Origin of the sequence: Pseudolysinimonas sp. (assembly GCF_049651805.1) — a bacterium.
GTDB lineage: Bacteria > Actinomycetota > Actinomycetes > Actinomycetales > Microbacteriaceae > Pseudolysinimonas_A.
In genome coordinates this window covers 44,826-61,029 of record NZ_JBASCU010000059.1, presented here as the reverse complement: position 1 = coordinate 61,029, position 16,204 = coordinate 44,826, and the positions used below count along the sequence as shown (strand labels likewise).

Annotated in this window: 18 protein-coding genes, 1 tRNA gene and 1 pseudogene; 15 read left to right on the top strand and 5 right to left on the bottom strand. The window is 70.0% G+C overall.

What is annotated here, in order from left to right; all coding sequences use genetic code 11:
* Positions 1–290: pseudogene (locus tag WBL06_RS14680) on the top strand (ArsR family transcriptional regulator); the annotation flags it as partial.
* Between the two features lie 5 nt (positions 291–295).
* Here WBL06_RS14680 and WBL06_RS14675 read toward each other — a convergent pair.
* Both WBL06_RS14675 and WBL06_RS14670 read right to left on the bottom strand, forming a co-directional pair.
* Entirely contained in the window at positions 296–1,309 is a 1,014-nt protein-coding gene (locus WBL06_RS14675) for a ketopantoate reductase family protein (RefSeq protein ID WP_424457294.1), read from the bottom strand.
* A gap of 9 nt (positions 1,310–1,318) precedes the next feature.
* Positions 1,319–2,755 carry an MFS transporter gene (locus WBL06_RS14670; protein WP_424457292.1) on the bottom strand — a complete coding sequence of 479 codons (1,437 nt, stop codon included), beginning with the start codon at positions 2,753–2,755 and terminating at the stop codon, positions 1,319–1,321.
* A gap of 68 nt (positions 2,756–2,823) precedes the next feature.
* Here WBL06_RS14670 and WBL06_RS14665 point away from each other — a divergent pair, with 68 nt between their 5' ends.
* The 9 genes from WBL06_RS14665 to WBL06_RS14625 all read left to right on the top strand — a co-directional run bounded on the left by WBL06_RS14665 (position 2,824) and on the right by WBL06_RS14625 (position 10,719).
* A complete protein-coding gene (locus WBL06_RS14665) occupies positions 2,824–3,456 on the top strand; it encodes a TetR/AcrR family transcriptional regulator (protein ID WP_424457290.1) in 633 nt (210 codons plus the stop codon).
* Complete coding sequence (gene truB, locus WBL06_RS14660) at positions 3,453–4,340, top strand: tRNA pseudouridine(55) synthase TruB (protein ID WP_424457288.1); 888 nt, start codon at positions 3,453–3,455, stop codon at positions 4,338–4,340. Before WBL06_RS14665 ends, truB begins: the two co-directional genes overlap by 4 nt.
* Entirely contained in the window at positions 4,337–4,705 is a 369-nt protein-coding gene (locus tag WBL06_RS14655; protein WP_424457286.1) for a hypothetical protein, read from the top strand. Before truB ends, WBL06_RS14655 begins: the two co-directional genes overlap by 4 nt.
* Before the next feature lie 41 nt (positions 4,706–4,746).
* Entirely contained in the window at positions 4,747–5,190 is a 444-nt protein-coding gene (locus WBL06_RS14650) for a hypothetical protein (protein ID WP_424457285.1), read from the top strand.
* A complete protein-coding gene (locus tag WBL06_RS14645; protein WP_424457283.1) occupies positions 5,190–6,125 on the top strand; it encodes a bifunctional riboflavin kinase/FAD synthetase in 936 nt (311 codons plus the stop codon). The genes WBL06_RS14650 and WBL06_RS14645 overlap by 1 nt, the downstream gene beginning before the upstream one ends.
* A gap of 9 nt (positions 6,126–6,134) precedes the next feature.
* Positions 6,135–8,006: a DNA primase gene (dnaG, locus tag WBL06_RS14640; RefSeq protein WP_424457281.1), complete on the top strand. Its 1,872-nt coding sequence runs from the start codon at positions 6,135–6,137 to the stop codon at positions 8,004–8,006.
* Positions 8,007–8,072: 66 nt separating this feature from the next.
* Positions 8,073–9,659, top strand: a complete 1,587-nt coding sequence (locus WBL06_RS14635; protein WP_424457279.1) for an ABC transporter substrate-binding protein — start codon at positions 8,073–8,075, stop codon at positions 9,657–9,659.
* 27 nt (positions 9,660–9,686) lie between these two features.
* Complete coding sequence (locus WBL06_RS14630) at positions 9,687–10,466, top strand: ATP-binding cassette domain-containing protein (RefSeq protein WP_424457277.1); 780 nt, start codon at positions 9,687–9,689, stop codon at positions 10,464–10,466.
* Between the two features lie 177 nt (positions 10,467–10,643).
* Positions 10,644–10,719 (top strand) — tRNA-Asn (locus tag WBL06_RS14625).
* A gap of 47 nt (positions 10,720–10,766) precedes the next feature.
* Here the strand turns inward: WBL06_RS14625 and WBL06_RS14620 are convergent.
* Entirely contained in the window at positions 10,767–11,246 is a 480-nt protein-coding gene (locus WBL06_RS14620; protein WP_424457275.1) for a DUF4262 domain-containing protein, read from the bottom strand.
* Complete coding sequence (locus WBL06_RS14615) at positions 11,243–11,512, bottom strand: hypothetical protein (protein WP_424457274.1); 270 nt, start codon at positions 11,510–11,512, stop codon at positions 11,243–11,245. The genes WBL06_RS14620 and WBL06_RS14615 overlap by 4 nt, the downstream gene beginning before the upstream one ends.
* A gap of 74 nt (positions 11,513–11,586) precedes the next feature.
* Here WBL06_RS14615 and WBL06_RS14610 point away from each other — a divergent pair, with 74 nt between their 5' ends.
* The 5 genes from WBL06_RS14610 to WBL06_RS14590 all read left to right on the top strand — a co-directional run bounded on the left by WBL06_RS14610 (position 11,587) and on the right by WBL06_RS14590 (position 15,263).
* Complete coding sequence (locus WBL06_RS14610) at positions 11,587–12,765, top strand: sensor histidine kinase (RefSeq protein ID WP_424457272.1); 1,179 nt, start codon at positions 11,587–11,589, stop codon at positions 12,763–12,765.
* The gene (locus WBL06_RS14605; RefSeq protein ID WP_424457270.1) at positions 12,762–13,436 is read left to right on the top strand and encodes a response regulator; all 675 of its coding nucleotides are present in this window, start codon (positions 12,762–12,764) and stop codon (positions 13,434–13,436) included. The genes WBL06_RS14610 and WBL06_RS14605 overlap by 4 nt, the downstream gene beginning before the upstream one ends.
* Before the next feature lie 80 nt (positions 13,437–13,516).
* The gene (locus WBL06_RS14600) at positions 13,517–13,882 is read left to right on the top strand and encodes an SHOCT domain-containing protein (protein ID WP_424457268.1); all 366 of its coding nucleotides are present in this window, start codon (positions 13,517–13,519) and stop codon (positions 13,880–13,882) included.
* Positions 13,883–13,965: 83 nt separating this feature from the next.
* The gene (locus WBL06_RS14595; RefSeq protein WP_424457267.1) at positions 13,966–14,853 is read left to right on the top strand and encodes a sensor histidine kinase; all 888 of its coding nucleotides are present in this window, start codon (positions 13,966–13,968) and stop codon (positions 14,851–14,853) included.
* On the top strand, positions 14,850–15,263 hold the full coding sequence (locus WBL06_RS14590) for a response regulator (protein WP_424457265.1): 414 nt from the start codon (positions 14,850–14,852) through the stop codon (positions 15,261–15,263). Before WBL06_RS14595 ends, WBL06_RS14590 begins: the two co-directional genes overlap by 4 nt.
* Here the strand turns inward: WBL06_RS14590 and WBL06_RS14585 are convergent.
* On the bottom strand, positions 15,260–16,204 hold the full coding sequence (locus WBL06_RS14585) for an alpha/beta fold hydrolase (RefSeq protein ID WP_424457263.1): 945 nt from the start codon (positions 16,202–16,204) through the stop codon (positions 15,260–15,262). The genes WBL06_RS14590 and WBL06_RS14585 overlap by 4 nt on opposite strands.

Genomic DNA, 16,204 nt, shown 5'->3' with positions numbered 1-16,204 from the left:
CACGCGAGGTGCCGTACCGCGCCACCGGGCTCTCGTGGCGCGCCGAGGTGCCCGGCATCGCGGCCGTGCTCACGCGCGCGTTCCTCGATGACATCGAGGGCGTGCCGGTCGAGGACATCGACACCTGGCGCATGGGGTTTCTGCTCGACGAACAGACGGAGGCCGAGCTCGGCGCCGAGATCACCGCCGTGATCGAACGGTTCCGCAAGCGCGACCCGGGCGAGGGTGCGCGGCCGGTCTCGCTGTTCGTCGCCCTGCACCCCGAGCGTCGTCCCGCCACCGACGGCTGATCGCGTCAGCGCACGGGGACGCGGGCCGCGACCTCTTCGGGCATCAAGAACGTGCCCGTTCGTTCCACCTCGTGCACGAGCCGCACGAGTGCGGCGTTGATCGGCGCGTCGAATCCGTGCTCGCGCGCGACGCGCACGACGGCGCCGTTGAGGAAGTCGATCTCGGTGAGCTGCCCGCGTCGAATGCTCTGCAGCGTGGACGCCGGATTCGGCACCTTGCCCATCCTTCTCGCGAGCAGTCGGGGGAGCAGTGCGGCAAGCGCGATAGGCCCACGACCGAGCCACGGCAGCACCCAGCCCGGGATGCCCTGCAGCCCGGCGAAGCGGATGCCGAGCCGGTTGGCGATGCGCACCGTCTCCCGCAGCGACGCGGCGAGCACCCGCAGCAGCCGCGCATCCGCGACCGTCTGTTGCACCGAGAGCCCGGTGATCGCGGGGAGCGCGTTGACGTGGTTGATGAGCAGTTTCGTCCACTGGGCGCCCTCGAGATTCTCGACGGTTTCGACCGGCATCACGCCGCGCAACAGCTCCGCGAAGCGCTCGACGACCGAAGCGTCGGTTCCGGCAGCGCCCCCGAGAACGATCGGAAGGGCGGCCGTCACCGTGATGTGACCGGGGGAGAGGTACGAGGTCGCGAAGAGCGCGAGCCCGCCGACCAACGCAGAGCCGGGCAGCACCTCAGCGGCGACCCGGATGCCGCCGAGCCCGTTCTGCACCACCAGCAGCGGCACCCCGTCGAGAAGCGCAGCGTTCGCGCGCAGGGCGGTGCCGGCATCCTGCCCCTTCGTTGCGAGGATCGCGAGATTAGGTCGTGTGGCGAGGGTCTCGGCGGCGAGGGTTTCAGAAGCGGAGACCCGCGCCACATGCGAGCCGTAGCCCCCGTCGAGCACGATGCCGCCGCGGCGGATCGCGGCGAGGTGCTCACCCCGCGCGGTCACCGCGACGTCGTGCCCGGCGCGATCGAGGAGGGCGGCGAGCAGACCGCCCACCGCCCCCGCCCCGATCACGGCGACGTGCATGCGTCGAGCCTAGGAGAGAACGAACTCCTGCTCGGGCTCGCTGGCATCCGCCTCGGCGTGCCGGTTCGACCGCCCGGCGGGCAGGAAGAGCGCGACGATCGCGGTCGCGAGAACCACCGCCGCACCGACGCCGACCGCGGGCACAGCGGCATCCACGTAGTCGACGGGGGTGAGCGCCCCGCCGGCGCCGGTGAAGACGGCCGTGAGCACCGCGATGCCCAGGGCGACGCCGATCTCGCGCACGGTCGAGTTCGTGCCGCTGGCCTTCGCGGAGTCGTCCTCGTGGGTGTGGGCGAGCACGGCGGTCGAAACGGGCGCAAACACCAGGCCCATGCCGATGCCCGCCGCGATGAACGCGGGCAGCAACGTCTGATAGGTCACGTCGACCGCCATCGTCAGGGTGAGCCAGGTGAGCGCGACGCCCTGGAAGAGCAGGCCGACGACGATGAGCGCCCGGGTGCCGACCCGTGGCGCGATGAAGCCGGCGAGGGGGGCGACGACCATCGGGGCCATCGTCCACGGCGTCGTCTGGATGGCCGCCTCGAGCGGCGTCGAGCCCTGCACGACCTGCAGGAACTGGATGAGGAGGAAGATCGCGCCGAACATGCCGAACGAGAAGCCGAACCCGACGATGTTGGCGATGCTGAAGCTGCGGTCGCGGAAGAGCCGCAGGGGCAGCAGTGGCGCAGGGGTACGGCTCTCCCAGACGATGAATGCGGCGAGCAGGAGAGCCCCGGCGGCGAGCGCGCCGATGACTTCGAACGAGTCCCAGCCCGCATCGTTGCCACGCACGATTCCGTAGACGAGCCCCAGCACACCGAGTCCGGCGAGCAGCACGCCCGGAACGTCGAGGCGCAGCCGCGCACCGAGGGCGTTGGGCAGGGCGAAGAGCACGAGCGGCAGAACGAGGATGCCGACGGGCACGTTGATCCAGAAGATGGCCTGCCAGTTCCACCCTTCGACGACGGCGCCGCCGATCAGCGGTCCGGTCGCGACGCCGAGGCCGGCGATGCCGCCCCAGACGCCGATGGCGAGCGGGCGCAGCCGCTTCTGCACCGAGCTGGCCAACAGCGTGAGTGAGAGCGGCATGATGCCCGCGCCGCCGAGGCCCTGCAGGGCGCGGGCCAGGATGAGCTGCGTCGGGTCGGTGCTGAGCGCGGCCAGCACCGAGGCCGTGGTGAACACGACGATGCCGGCGAGGAAGATCGTGCGCCGCCCGATTCGGTCGCCGAGGGCGACGGCGAACAGGATGAAGCTCGCGAAGACGAGGGTGTACGCGTTGACGAACCACTGCAGCTCTTCGACGGTGGCGCCGAGCTCGTCGTGGATCACGGGCAGCGCGTTGGTCATGACGAGGTTGTCGAGCATCGCCATGAACATCGGGATGCCGGTTGCGGCGAGGGCGAGCCCGAACGGGACGCGGCGGGCGGGGGAGGTGGCGGACATTCGGGGACCTTTCACAAGTAATCGAATGATTACCAGCACGCTAGTAATCAGTTGATACCCTGTCAAGCGTGACGCCCGAGCCCGAACCGACAGACCGCCGAACCGACCCGGCGCCGCGGATGCGTGCCGAGGATCGGCGTGAACTCGTTCTGACCGCGGCGACGACGGTGTTCGGCGAACGCGGGTACGTCGGTACGACGACGGATGCCGTGGCGCGGGCCGCGAAGGTCAGCCAGCCGTATGTGGTGCGCATGTTCGGCACGAAAGAGGCGCTCTTTCTCGCGGTGCTGGAGCGTGCCCTGCGACGACTGGTCGGCGCCTTCAGGGGAGCCGTCGCCGAGAACCCCGATTCGCCGCCGCAGGAGATGTACCAGCGCTTGGGAGCCGCCTACAGCGAACTGCTCACCGACCGGGGCCTGTTGTTGAGCCTCATGCACGCGTTCGTGCTCGGCTCGGATCCCGAGATCGGTCGCGCCGCCCGTCGGGGCTTCCTCGAGGTGTACCGCCTTTTGCGCCACGAAGCCGGCTTCAGCGCGACCGATGCCAACACATTCCTGGCATCCGGGATGCTGCTCAACACCCTCATCGGTCTGCGCATGGCCGACGACTTCGACGACCCCGACGTTCGCGATCTGATCGAGTGCGTCGCGCCGACCAAGGCTGAGGTGCTCGTGCGGATGTCCCGGGCGGAGCGCATTTGAGCGGCCCCACCGGCATCCTGCTGCTCGACAAGCCGCAGGGACCCACCAGCCACGACCTGGTGGGGCGCACCCGGCGCACGCTCGCCACCCGCAAGGTCGGCCACGCGGGTACCCTCGACCCGATGGCGACCGGCCTCATGATCCTCGGCGTCGGCAGTTCCACGCGCCTGCTCACCTACCTCGTCGGACTCGACAAGGAGTACACCGCCACGATCCGACTCGGACAGTCGACGACGACCGACGACGCGGAAGGCGAGGTCGTGACCGAACACGACGCGAGCGGCGTGACGGATGCCGCCATCGCCGCCGAGGTCGCGACGCTGACCGGAGAGATCGCCCAGGTGCCGAGCACTTTCAGTGCCATCAAGGTCGACGGGCGGCGCGCCTACGACCGGGCCCGAGCCGGTGAAGTCGTCGAATTGAAGCCCCGCACCGTGACGGTGTCGGCGTTCGAGGTGATCGCTTCACGGTCCTCGGGCACGCTGCTCGACCTCGACGTGCGGGTCGCCGTCTCGTCGGGGACGTACGTGCGGGCCCTCGCGCGCGACCTCGGCGCCGCACTCGGCGTCGCAGGCCACCTCACCGCCCTGCGCCGCACGCGCATCGGCCCGTTCGACATCTCCGACGCCGCCGACCCCGAGGGCGACCTCGCAACGGCTCTCATCCCGCCCGCCGAGATCGCGGGGGGATTGTTCCCGACGGCGACGATGGATGCCGAGGCGGCGCTCGCGCTCGCCCAGGGCAAACGCATCCCGGTCGCGGTCACCGACGCTCCCACTGTTGCCGCGATCGGTCCCGACGGCCGCCTCATCGGCCTCATCTCCGTGCGCGACGGCGTCTCTCGCGTGCTCACCAATTTCCCGAACTCGGAGGAACCCGCATGATCGACGCATTCACGATCGTCCTCATCGCCGGCTCGACACTCGCAGGCGTGCTCTGCGTCGTGCTCGGACTGGTCGGCCGCAAGCCGTCTGACGTCAGCATCCTCGCCGTCGTGGTGGTCGAGGCGCTGTTGCTCGCACAGGTCGTGATCGCGCTCATCGCCCCGGCGACCGGTAACCAGCCGACCGGCAACCTCGCCGAGTTCTGGGTGTATCTCGTCGCCGCCTGCCTGATGCCACCCGCCGCGATCGCCTGGGCGCTGACCGACCGCACGCGGTGGAGCACTGTCGTGCTCGGGGTCGCGGCGCTCGCGATCGCCGTGATGGTCTATCGCATGAACCAGATCTGGACCGTGCAGCTCGCCTGAGCGTCCAGCTGGCCCGACCCGCGGGCCCTATCCTGAAAAGGATGTCCACCCGTCGTCTCGAATCCTCAAAGCTGGCCGGCCCGGGTCGCATCCTCGTCGCCGTCTACGCCGTGCTCGCGATCGCGGCGACGGGGCGCAGCGTCTTCCAGATCATCGACCGCTTCGATGAGGCCCCGATCGCGTTCACGCTGTCTGCTGTCGCCGCCGTCGTCTACATCCTCGCCACGTTGGCGCTTGCGCGGCGGTGGACGGCGATCGCCTGGGCGACGATCGCGTTCGAACTCCTCGGCGTGCTCGTGGTCGGCACCCTGAGCGTCGTCGCGCCCGGCGTGCTGGGCCTGGAGAGCATCGACCCGTTCGGCCGGGCGGCGACCGTGTGGAGCGTCTTCGGTGCCGGATACCTGGGCGTGCCGTTGGCGCTGCCGATCATCGGCCTCCTCTACCTCCGGCGAGCACCCCGCGTCGCCGCTGAGAGCGCCTCCTGATGCAACTCTGGGGCGGCATCGACGAGGTGCCGGCGGATTTCGGGCCGAGCGCCGTCACGATCGGCAAGTTCGACGGCGTGCACCTGGGCCACCGCAGCGTGCTCGCGCAGCTCCGATCGCTCGCCACCGACAGTGGACTGCAACCCGTGGTGGTCACGTTCGACCGGCACCCGTTCGCGCTGCTCCGGCCCGACGACTGCCCCGACGCCCTCGTCTCCAATGCCCAACGGGCCGAGCTGCTCGCCGATTCCGAGGTGGTGGCCGCCCTGGTGCTGGAGTTCAACCGCGAGTTGAGCGAGCTGCCGCCCCTCGCCTTCGCCGAGCGGATCCTTCACGACGCGCTCGACACCCGACTGGTGCTGGTGGGCTCCGACTTCCGCTACGGCTACCGCGGCGAAGGTCGAATCGAGGCCCTGCGCGAACACGGGCAGATGTTCGGCTTCGAAGTGGCGCTCCTCGACGACGTGCGCATCGGCGGCACCCGGGTGTCGTCGACGCAGATCCGCCAGCACCTCTCGGCGGGTGATGTCCGGTCGGCCGCGACCCTTCTCGGTCGCTACCCGCGCGTGCGCTCGACCGTCATCCCCGGGGATGCGATCGGCCGGGAGATCGGCTTTCCCACCGCCAACCTCGATCCCGCGATCGAGGGGTTCCTGCCCGCCGACGGGGTCTACGCCGCTTGGGCCTGGATCGACGGCGTCCGCTACGGAGCCGCCGTCTCGATCGGCAACAACCCCACGTTCGACGGCATCCCGGCCCGGCGCACCGAAGCGCACCTGCTCGACGCGTCGGTCGACGCCTACGGCAAGGCGATCGAACTCGACTTCGTCGAGTACATCCGCCCCATGGTCAAGTTCGACGGGCTCGACTCCCTCGCCGCAGCGATCTCCGCAGATGTCGGCCGCATCCGGGCGCTCCTTGCCGCCGAAACATAGGATCGCTGCATGCCCGGGCTGATTCGTCGAAGCGACATCGACGAAGTCAGGTCGCGCACCAACATCGCCGACATCGTCGGTGACTTCGTCACGTTGAAGAGCGCGGGCGTCGGTTCGTTGAAGGGCCTGTGCCCGTTCCACGAGGAGCGCAGCCCGAGCTTCCACGTGCGACCGCAGGTGGGGCTCTACCACTGCTTCGGCTGCAACGAAGGCGGCGACGTCTTCTCGTTCCTGCAGAAGATGGATCACGTCACGTTCGCCGAAGCGGTCGAGCGGCTCGCGGGTCGCCTGGGCTACGAACTGCACTACGAAGACGGCGGGCAGGCCAGTGATCATGGCAACCGCGCCCGGTTGCTCGCCGCCAACGCCGCCGCCGAGAAGTTCTTCCAGACGCAACTGGCCACCCCGGCGGCGCAGATCGGCCGTGACTTCCTCGGAGCTCGCGGCTTCGATGCGGCCGCGGCGCAGCACTTCGGCATCGGGTTCGCTCCGAAGTCGTTCAACGCGCTCGGAGACGCGCTCAAGAAACAGGGGTTCACGCCCGAGGAGCTCACCGCCTCCGGACTGTTGAGCACTGGCGATCGCGGCAACGCGTACGACCGCTTCCGCGGGCGGCTGATCTGGCCCATCCGCGACGTCACCGGGCAGACCGTCGGGTTCGGCGCCCGGAAAGTGCTCGGCGACGACGAAGACAAGGGCCCGAAGTACCTCAACACTCCCGAGACGGCGGTGTATCACAAGAGTCAGGTGCTCTACGGGCTCGACCTCGCCCGCCGAGACATCGCGAAGGGCAAGCAGGTCGTCGTCGTCGAGGGCTACACGGATGTCATGGCCTGCCACCTCGCGGGCGTCACCACCGCCGTCGCGACCTGCGGCACGAGTTTCGGGGTCGACCACATCAAGGTGATCCGCCGGGTCCTCGGCGATGTCGACAACTCCGACACCGCCGGAACGGGCGAGGTGGTGTTCACGTTCGACCCCGACGAGGCCGGGCAGAAGGCCGCGAGCCGCGCGTTTCAAGAGGAGCAGCGCTTCGCCGCACAGACCTTCGTCGCGGTCGCGCCCGACAACCTCGACCCGAGCGACTTGCGCACGCAGCGTGGCGACGAGGCGGTGCGCAGACTCATCGCCGACCGCAAGCCGATGTTCGAGTTCATGATCCGGCGCGTGCTCGCCCGCTACGACCTCGAGACCGTCGAAGGCCGGGTCGGCGCGCTGCGTGCCGCCGCGCCGGTGGTCGCCGGTATCCGCGATCGCTCGCTGAGCGATGGCTACGTGCGCAACCTGGCGGGGTGGCTCGGCATGGACCCTGCCGAGGTAGGTCGCATGGTGCGCTCCGCGAAGGCGGCTCGCCCCACGACATCCGCTCCGGTGGCCGAACCCGACGCCGAGCGCGCCCCGCCCGACGTGCGTCTACTCGATCTGCCCACGGACGTCGAGACGCGCATGGAGCGCGACGCCCTTCTCGTCATCCTCCAGCGCCCGCAGGCGATCGGCCGCGACCTGATCGAACGTGCCGTGGCGGTGCGGATGCGCAATTCCATCCTCGACGTCGTGCGCGACGGGGTGGCGACGGCGATCGAGGCGTGGGATCGGCCCGACTGGATCGCGAAGGTGGCCGAGGCGGTTCCCGCGCGGTTCGCCGGGCTGATCGCGCAGCTCGGGGTCGCCCCCATCCCGGAGACGCGTGAGGCGAACCTCGACAACTACGCGCGGGCGCAGGTCGCCGATCTGGTCGCCGTCGATCTCTCCCGCCGCAAGGCCGACCTCCAGGGGGCGTCGCAACGCGCCGCCGCCGAAGGAGACGCCGACCGCGCCCGTCGCATCCAGGTCGAGATCGCGGCCCTCGAGACCGAGCGACGCAAGTTGCGCGCAGGATGACTGTGTTATGACTGGTAGGTCCGCACGACTCCAGTGTGCGGACACCCACCCGAGGAGTCAGCACCGATGAGCCGGAGCCTGCCGCGACGCGTCGTCGCCGTCGCGACCGCCCTCGCCGTCGTCGCGGTCCTGAGTGCTTGCGCGACCGGCGGAGCGGCATCCAGCCCGATCCGGGTCGGTTGGAGCGGTGAGTTCCCGCCGCTCGATCCGGCCGCGAGCGACTCCTTCGGCTCGTTCGCGTTCCTCACGCAGATTTATCCGTCGTTGCTCGTCGTCGAGGCGGAGCAGCCGGATCCGGTGCCCGAGATCGCCGAGTGGGCCGAGTGGACCGAAGAGGGCTTGTACACCGTGGTGCTCAAGCCCGGGCTCGAGTTCGCGAACGGCAACGCCCTCACGGCGTCCGATGTGAAGTTCAGTCTCGAGCGGCAGCTCGCGCTGCGGTCGGAAGACGGAGCGTGGCGGCGCCTCGCCAACCTCGACAGCATCGAGATCGTCGACGACACGACGATCAAGTTCCGCCTCGGGGTGCCGCTCGACACCGGTTTCCCGTTCGTGCTCGCCGGACCCGCGGGCCTGGTGCTCGACGAAGAGACGTTCTTCGCCGATGAGCTCACCTCCGACGACGACATCGTCGAGGCTCAGCCCTTCGCCGGGCCGTACGCGTTGGAGGCCCGAAGTGGCGACCGGGTCGACCTGATCCCGTTCGCCGGATTCGGAGGGGCGCCGCTGGCAGCCACAGCCCTCGAGCTGCGCGTCGGCGGCAGCACCGACCTCACGCGTCAGCTCAGCGAAGCGTCGATCGACGTGCTCACCGGGCGCCTCGCCGTCGACACCGTCGAAGCGCTCGCCGATGACGACGAAGTCGACATGGCGCGGGCGGCATCGGGGCGGGTGCGGATGCTCGCCTTCGATCTCGGCTACATGCCGTTCGGGTCGCGTACCGAGACGCCCAACGCCGACCAGGCGGCAGCGGTGCGCGTTGCGATCAGCGAGATCGTCGACCGCCAGGCACTCGCCGACTCGATCGGCGCCAACTGGGTGAACCCGGCGTTCGGCTACATCCCCGACGGTGTTCCCGGGTCGGCCGACGTCTTCACAGCTGTGCATGGCGACGGCGAAGGCGGGCCGGACCTCGAGCAGGCCGCCGCAGTTCTCGCCGCGCAACAGATTGCCACTCCGGTCGAGCTCAGCATCCACGTGGCCCTCGACCAGGTGGGCGAACCGGGCAGCGCCGAGGTCGCCGGCCTGGCCGAGCAGCTCGACGACAGCGGTCTGTTCAGCGTCACGGTCATCGAGACCGACTCCGACGAGCTCGGCGCCGCTCTGGTCGCGGGAGAGGTGCAGTCGATGTTCACGAGTCTGCTGCCGGGGACCGGCGATCCGCGCGAGTATCTCGAACCGTTCCGCTCGGCTGGTCTGCTGGCGCCGGGCTTCAGCTCCTCCGGCGTCGACGCGCTTCTCGACCGCAGCACGACAGAGGCCGACCCCGCGGTGCGTGCCGCGACGTGGCTCGAGACGCAGGCGGCGATCGCGGAGGCGCTCCCGGCGATTCCGATCACCCAGGGCGTGCGGGTGGTCTTCGTGCGGGGAACCATCTCCGGGTTCGGTCTCGACGACGCTCTCGCGCTCGACCTCAGCCGCCTGCGGCGATGACGCGTCGCGGCCCGGTAGCGTGGCAGCGTGAGTGAGGTCGCGGTTCGGGCAGACGACCTGACCCTGGGGTATGGCGACGATCGACCTGCGGTGAGCGGTGTCTCGTTCGAGATCCCGTTGGACGGCATCCTCGGGGTCGTCGGCGAGGCCGGGTCGGGCAAGAGCACGCTGGCGCGCGCGGTCGCCGCACAGTCGGTTCCGGGAGAGCGCGCCGCCCCCCACATCGTCGGCGGTCACCTCCAGGTGCTCGGTCGTGAGATCCGCGACCTGTCGCCCCGCCGTCGCGACAAACTCGTCGGCAAGGTCGGCTACCTGCCGCAAGACGGTGGCAACACGCTCGAGCCTCACCTGACGGTCGGCGAGAACGTCGCCGCCCCGATCTACCAGCGCGATGAGAAGTACGACCGCAAACTGGCGGGTGCGCTGGTGGCGCAACTGGTGGATGCCGTGCGTCTGCCCCTCGCCGTGATGGCGAAGATGCCGCACGAACTCTCGCGCGGCCAGCGGCAGCGCATCGCCCTCGCCCGCGCCCTCATCCTGGAACCCAACCTCCTCGTCGCCGACGACCCGACGATGGGCGTCGATGTGCTGGTGCGTGGGCGCATCCTCACCGTCATCTCCGACCTGCAGCGCGAGCGCGCCTTCTCGGCCCTGGTCATCGGGCACGACCTGCGCGAACTGCGCACCATGACCGAGCAGATCGCCGTCATGCACGAGGGCATGTTCGTCGGCTTCGGCCAGGTCGACCATGTGCTCGACAACCCTCTGCACCCCTACGTGGAGGCCCTCGCAGCCACCGTCCGGTGACCGCGGCGGGCCCGCACGTGTCGTTCTCGGATGACCATCCGCACGACACGCCGCCGACACGCCGGGACTGCCGCGAGTGGTCATCGCGGAGCGACAGCCTCGGGCTGACTAGGGGATGCGGTGGGCAAGAGCACGGGTTCAGGTTTGCTACGCTGGACCGGCTGTTCACGCAGCTAATCCTCGGTAGCTCAATTGGCAGAGCAATCGGCTGTTAACCGATAGGTTCTTGGTTCGAGTCCAAGCCGGGGAGCCAGTTCGGCCCGGAGACCGCATGGTCCCGGGCCTTCGTCGTGTCGGGGTTCACACCAGGGTGAACGTGTCGGGAAGTTGGCCGAGCAAAGGCTGCGCGTCCGGTGGATTGCGGTACCCGACATCCCAGGGGTACGCACCGGTCGAGTCGGGCCAGAGCATCTGCAGAGCTACGACCTCGCCATAACGCCCGCGCACAGCAGTCAAACCGCGAGCGTCCTCCACACGTATGAACGAGACATCGCCGGAGTCGGTAAACCGAGTCGAGCGCGTGCCATGACTGAGGGCGTAGCCGTCCCGCATCTCCTGGGCGACAAGGTTGAGGAACTGATGCGAAGACTCAAAGGGCATCCCAGTCGTGACGATCTCGGGCAGGCCGAAGGCAGTGAGCCCGACGGTGTACGAGAAGGGTCCCTCGTGAGTCGACCCGGACACGTGACGCACGGCCCACCCGTGCTCGCGGATGAGCGCGTCGAGGTCGGCATCCACCGAACGCGGGACGCGCTGTGCCCGTCGGCCGAACACGGTCACTCGACCGAACTTCCGCCGGGGACCCGCACCCAGTTCTGTTTGACGAACTCCATCCCCGCGGGCTCGTGCAGCCGGAACTCGAAGAGGCCGCACGCCGCACAGACGTACGACCAGACCTGGTGACTCTGGTGCAGGGCTGCGGCGCCCCGGAACCCGAGCTCGAGATGGGGTCGCAGCCCGACGGCGCCGTACTCGCCGAAGTCGACCCCGTTGCGTGCCGCGTAGATCTCGGTGCCCGCGCAGGACGGGCAGACTCCTTCGTGCATGACCCGATGGTAGGGCTCGCAACTACTCCCGCGGGAGGACGCGGCGCAGGCATCCCCACCCGTACCATCGGGGCATGCGGCATCCCGGGTGGCACGGCGCGCACGGATGGCACGGTCCGCCGCCGCCGGACTGGCACGCCCCGAAGTGGGTCACCCTGTGGGTGCCGGTCATCGCATCCTTCGTCCCGCAGATCCTCGCCGCCGTCTGGACGCTCCGCGTCGGTGACTTCCCGCCCCGTGAAGCCGTCGGCCTCCTCGCCCTGGCCGCAGTCGGGCCGCTCGCCCTCATCGCCGCCCGACGCTTCCCGGGCCCGGTCGTCGCGGTGGTGTCGCTCGCCGCAGCGCTCGACCTGTTCGTCAACCCGCACGGCGGCCCGCCCTACGTCGCCCTCGCTTTCGCGATCATCTCCGCGATCGTGCGCGGCGCCCGGGTGTGGGCTTGGGTATCGGTCGGCGCCGCCTGGATCGCCACCGTCGGAGCCGCCATCGCCCTGGGCCGCGAGGAGTGGACCCCCGGGCGGATCGCGGCGACGACGCTCGGCATCCTCATCGTGTTCGGCATCGGCGAAGGCATCAGGGGTCGTCGCGAACGGGCTGCGGAGTACTGGCGGCTGGCGGGGGAGCGCGAGCAGAGCGAGGTGCAGGCGGAGCGCGTGCGCATCGCCCGCGAGTTGCACGACGTGCTCGCCCATTCGCTGAGTCAGATCAACGTGCAAGCCGGGGTCGGGCTCCACCTGATGGACCGCCAACCCGACAAGGCGGCGGAGGCGCTGGCGAGCATCAAGGAGACCAGCAAGGCGGCTCTCGACGAGGTGCGCTCGGTGCTCGGCGCGCTGCGGTCGGAGGGAACTACGGATGCCCCGCTCGTGCCCGAACCGACGCTCGACCGCCTTCCGGCCCTCGTCGACGCGATCCGCGGGGTCGACGTCACCCTCGACAACACGATCGTCGACGCCCCGAAGTCGGTGCAACTGGCCCTCTTCCGCATCGCGCAGGAGTCACTCACCAACGTCACCCGCCACTCCGCCGCCCGCCACGCGACGGTGCGGCTCTGGGCCGAGGACGGCGGGTACCGCATCGAGGTCGTCGACGACGGCACCGGCGCCCCCGCGGCAAGCGAGACGGGCGGTAGAGGGCTGCTCGGGATGCGGGAACGGGCCGAGCTGCTCGGGGGCCACCTGACGGCAGGCCCCGCAGACGGCGCCGGCTTCCGGGTCTCTGCCACGATCCCCATGGAAGGGAGCGCCACGTGACCGGCCGCAGCATCCGCGTCGCTCTCGCCGACGACCAGCAACTCATCCGGGCGGGCTTCAGCAGCCTGTTGGCGGCCGAACCCGACCTCGAGGTGGTGGGGGAGGCCGCGACGGGCCGCGAGGCAGTGGCGCTCGTGAAGCGTGCGAAGCCGGATGTCGTGCTGATGGATATCCGGATGCCCGACGGCGACGGACTGTGGGCGACCGAGCAGATCGTCGCCGACCCGGCTCTCGCCGGAACCCACGTCGTCGTCGTGACGACGTTCGAACTCGACGAGTACGTCGCGCAGGCGATCCGGGCGGGCGCGAGCGGGTTTCTCGTGAAAGACACCGAGCCGGTCGAGCTGATCCGCGCGGTGCGGGTCGTCGCCGGCGGGGATGCGCTGCTCAGCCCGAGTGTCACGAAGCGGCTGCTCGAGCGGGTCGCCGGCACCCTCAACGATGCCCCCGACACCCGGCCGCTCGAGCCCCTCACCGACCGCGAACGCGAGGTGCTCGGCCTCGTCGGCCTCGGGCTCACCAACGAGGAGATCGGCGGGCGCCTGTTCCTCAGCCCGCTCACGGCGAAGACCCACGTGTCGCGGATCATGTCGAAGCTGCTCGCCCGCGACCGCGTGCAGCTCGTCGTCATCGCTTACGAGACGGGTCTGGTCAGGGCGGGTTCGTCCTGAGGCCTCGTTTCATCCTGAGGGAGTAGTCGAGAGACTCCCGCCGGCAGATTCGCCAGAAGCGCCGTGCGAGCAGAGTCGGAATGTCGGATCCCACCCCGGGGCCGACAGAAACGGAGTCACTCGTGTTCACCGCTCTCGCATCGAGCGCAGTCGCCTTCCACCCGTGGCATGGCGGCGGATTCTGGTTCTTCCTGATCCCGTTGTTCTGGATCCTGTTGATCGTCGCCCTGTTCGCGATCTTCGGCCGCCGCCGCTGGCGCCACCACGGCCCCCACGGCTACGGCGCGTACGGCTACGGCCCGCACGCCTGGCACGCCGCGCAGGCCGCCGGAAGCGCGGAGTCGGTGCTCGCCCAGCGTTACGCGAACGGCGACATCGACGAGAAGGAATACCGCGCCCGCCTGGAGGTTCTGCGCTCCAGCGGCCCCGTTCCGCCGGGGAAGTAGCGCAAGCGGTGCCCCCGACCGGGATAAGCTGACCGGTCGGGGGCACCGTGGCCCAGACCTCGTCGGCGGATCAGGAGGCATCAGTGGACGCGATCACCGTCGCACTCGCCGCGATCGCGGGCGGGCTGGTCGTCGCCTGTGTCGCGCTGTTCGTGCTCTGGCGCCGCGCCCGCCGTGCCGCGATCCGCAACGAGTTCGACCGGGCGACGGCCGACCGCGAGCGACTCGACCTCGAGCTGACCCTCGCCGAGCAGACCAGCCGGCTGCGCATCGTGCGCGAGCTTCACGAGCTGGTCGTGCACTCGATCTCGGTGCTCATCAGCCACGCTGACGGCGCCCGGTATGCGGCATCCCAAGATCCTGCGGTCGCCGCCCGTAGCGCCGCCGTCATCGCCGACACCGCCCGTGCCACCCTCGCCGACCTGCGCCGGGTCATGGCGCTCGCCCGCGAGGGGGAGGCCGCAGCCGGCCCCCAGCCGCGGCTCGCGACACTGCGCGACCTGTTCAAGGTCATGCGGGATGCCGGCCTCGAGGTCGAGTTCCGCGAGACGGGAGACCCGATTCGCCTGAAGCAGGGCGCCGAACTGGCGATCTATCGCATTCTGCAGGAGGCGCTCGAGAATGTCCTCGCCCACGGCGGGGAGGGCACCGCGGTGCTCGTCTCGTTCACCTGGAGCGACACCCTCGAGATCATGGTCTCCGATGACGGGGCGCGGGCCGCCGCGCGGAGGGAGGGGCTCGACCCCGACGAGGTGGCGCGCGATCGCGTGATGACGCAAGACGACGACCTCGCCGCGCTCACCCAGTCGCCGACCGGCCGCGGCATGACCGAGATGCGCGAGCGCGCCGAACTCTACGGCGGCGTGTTGAACACGATTGTCACTCCGGGGGTCGGCTTCACGGTCACCGCGGTATTCCCCGCCCTGCGGGCCCACAACGGCATCGAGGGCGTCAAGCTAGGCACCGAATGAGCACTGGCGCGGCGGTGCGGCTGCTGCTCGTCGACGACTCGCCGTGGCAGCGGGAAGGCTGGGCGCTGCTGTTCGGCTCGCAACCGGATCTTCAGATCGTCGGGCAGGCCGGCGACGGCGCTCAGGCGCTCGCCCAGTTGCGCAAAGAGCGGGCGGATGTCGTGCTGATGGACATCCAGATGCCACGCGTGAACGGGCTGGTCGCCACCGCACGCATCCTGGGTGACGACCAGGTGCTCGCTCTCGGCCCGGCTCCCCGCATCATCCTCGTCACCGGCGTCGATCTCGACCAGCACGTGGCGGCGGCGGCGCAGGCGGGCGCGTACGCGGTGCTCTACAAGGATGCCGAGCCGGAGGCGCTGTTCGACGTCATCCGCGAGGCCGCGCACGCGCGCGACCAACTGACTTAGGACCCGAACGACGCGTAGGCGCGACCGATCTCGTCGCCCATCGTCGGGCCGCCGTGACCTTCGTCTTCGACGACGACCAGCCGGCTGAGCGGCAACCGACCGTGCAGCTCCCACGCGGGCGCCAGTGGTCCGCTCACGTCGAGTCGCCCGTGGATGAGCACGGCTGGCAGGTGGGCGATGCGATCGAGCCGGTCGAGGATGCCGTGGTCGCCCAAGAAGGCGGATCGCGACCAGACGTTAACCACCTGGGTAGCGAATCGAGCCCGGAAGCCGGGATCGGCGAAGTCGGGGTTGGGCGCCCAGCCGGGAGTCAGCGAGACGTGCACGTCTTCCCACTCGCACCAGGCGCGAGCCGCCTCCGCGCGCACGGCGGGGTCGGAGTCGCGCAACAGCCGGTCGTAGGCGTCGATAACCCGTTCGCCCGGTCGGCGCGTCGACGCCTCGGCGAACCGCTCCCACTCGCGCGGGAAGACGCGGCCGACCGATTCGGTGATCCACTCGACCTCGGTTCGGCTGGTGGTGGTGACGGCCGCCAATACGAGAGCAGTGACCCGCTCGGGATGTGCTTCGGCGTAGGCCAGCGCGAGCGTCGAGCCCCACGAGCCGCCCGCCACCAGCCAGGCCGAGACGCCGAGGTGCGCGCGCAGCTCCTCCAAGTCGGCGATCATCCTCGGGGTGGTCAGGGCGTCGAGGGCCGGGCCCGGCGCGTCGACGAGCGGGGTGCTGCGGCCGCATCCGCGTTGGTCGAGGCCGATGATGCGCCACTTCGCCGGATCGGGCTGGCGGCGATACCCACCGCGACCGAGGCCCGTCCCCGGCCCGCCGTGCAGCCAAACGAGCGCGGGTGCATCGCGGGAGCCGGACTCCTCCCAGTACAGCTCGGCGCCGTCACCCGTCGTCAGGCGCCCTGTAGTGTGCGGTTCGACCGGAGGAAACGGCAT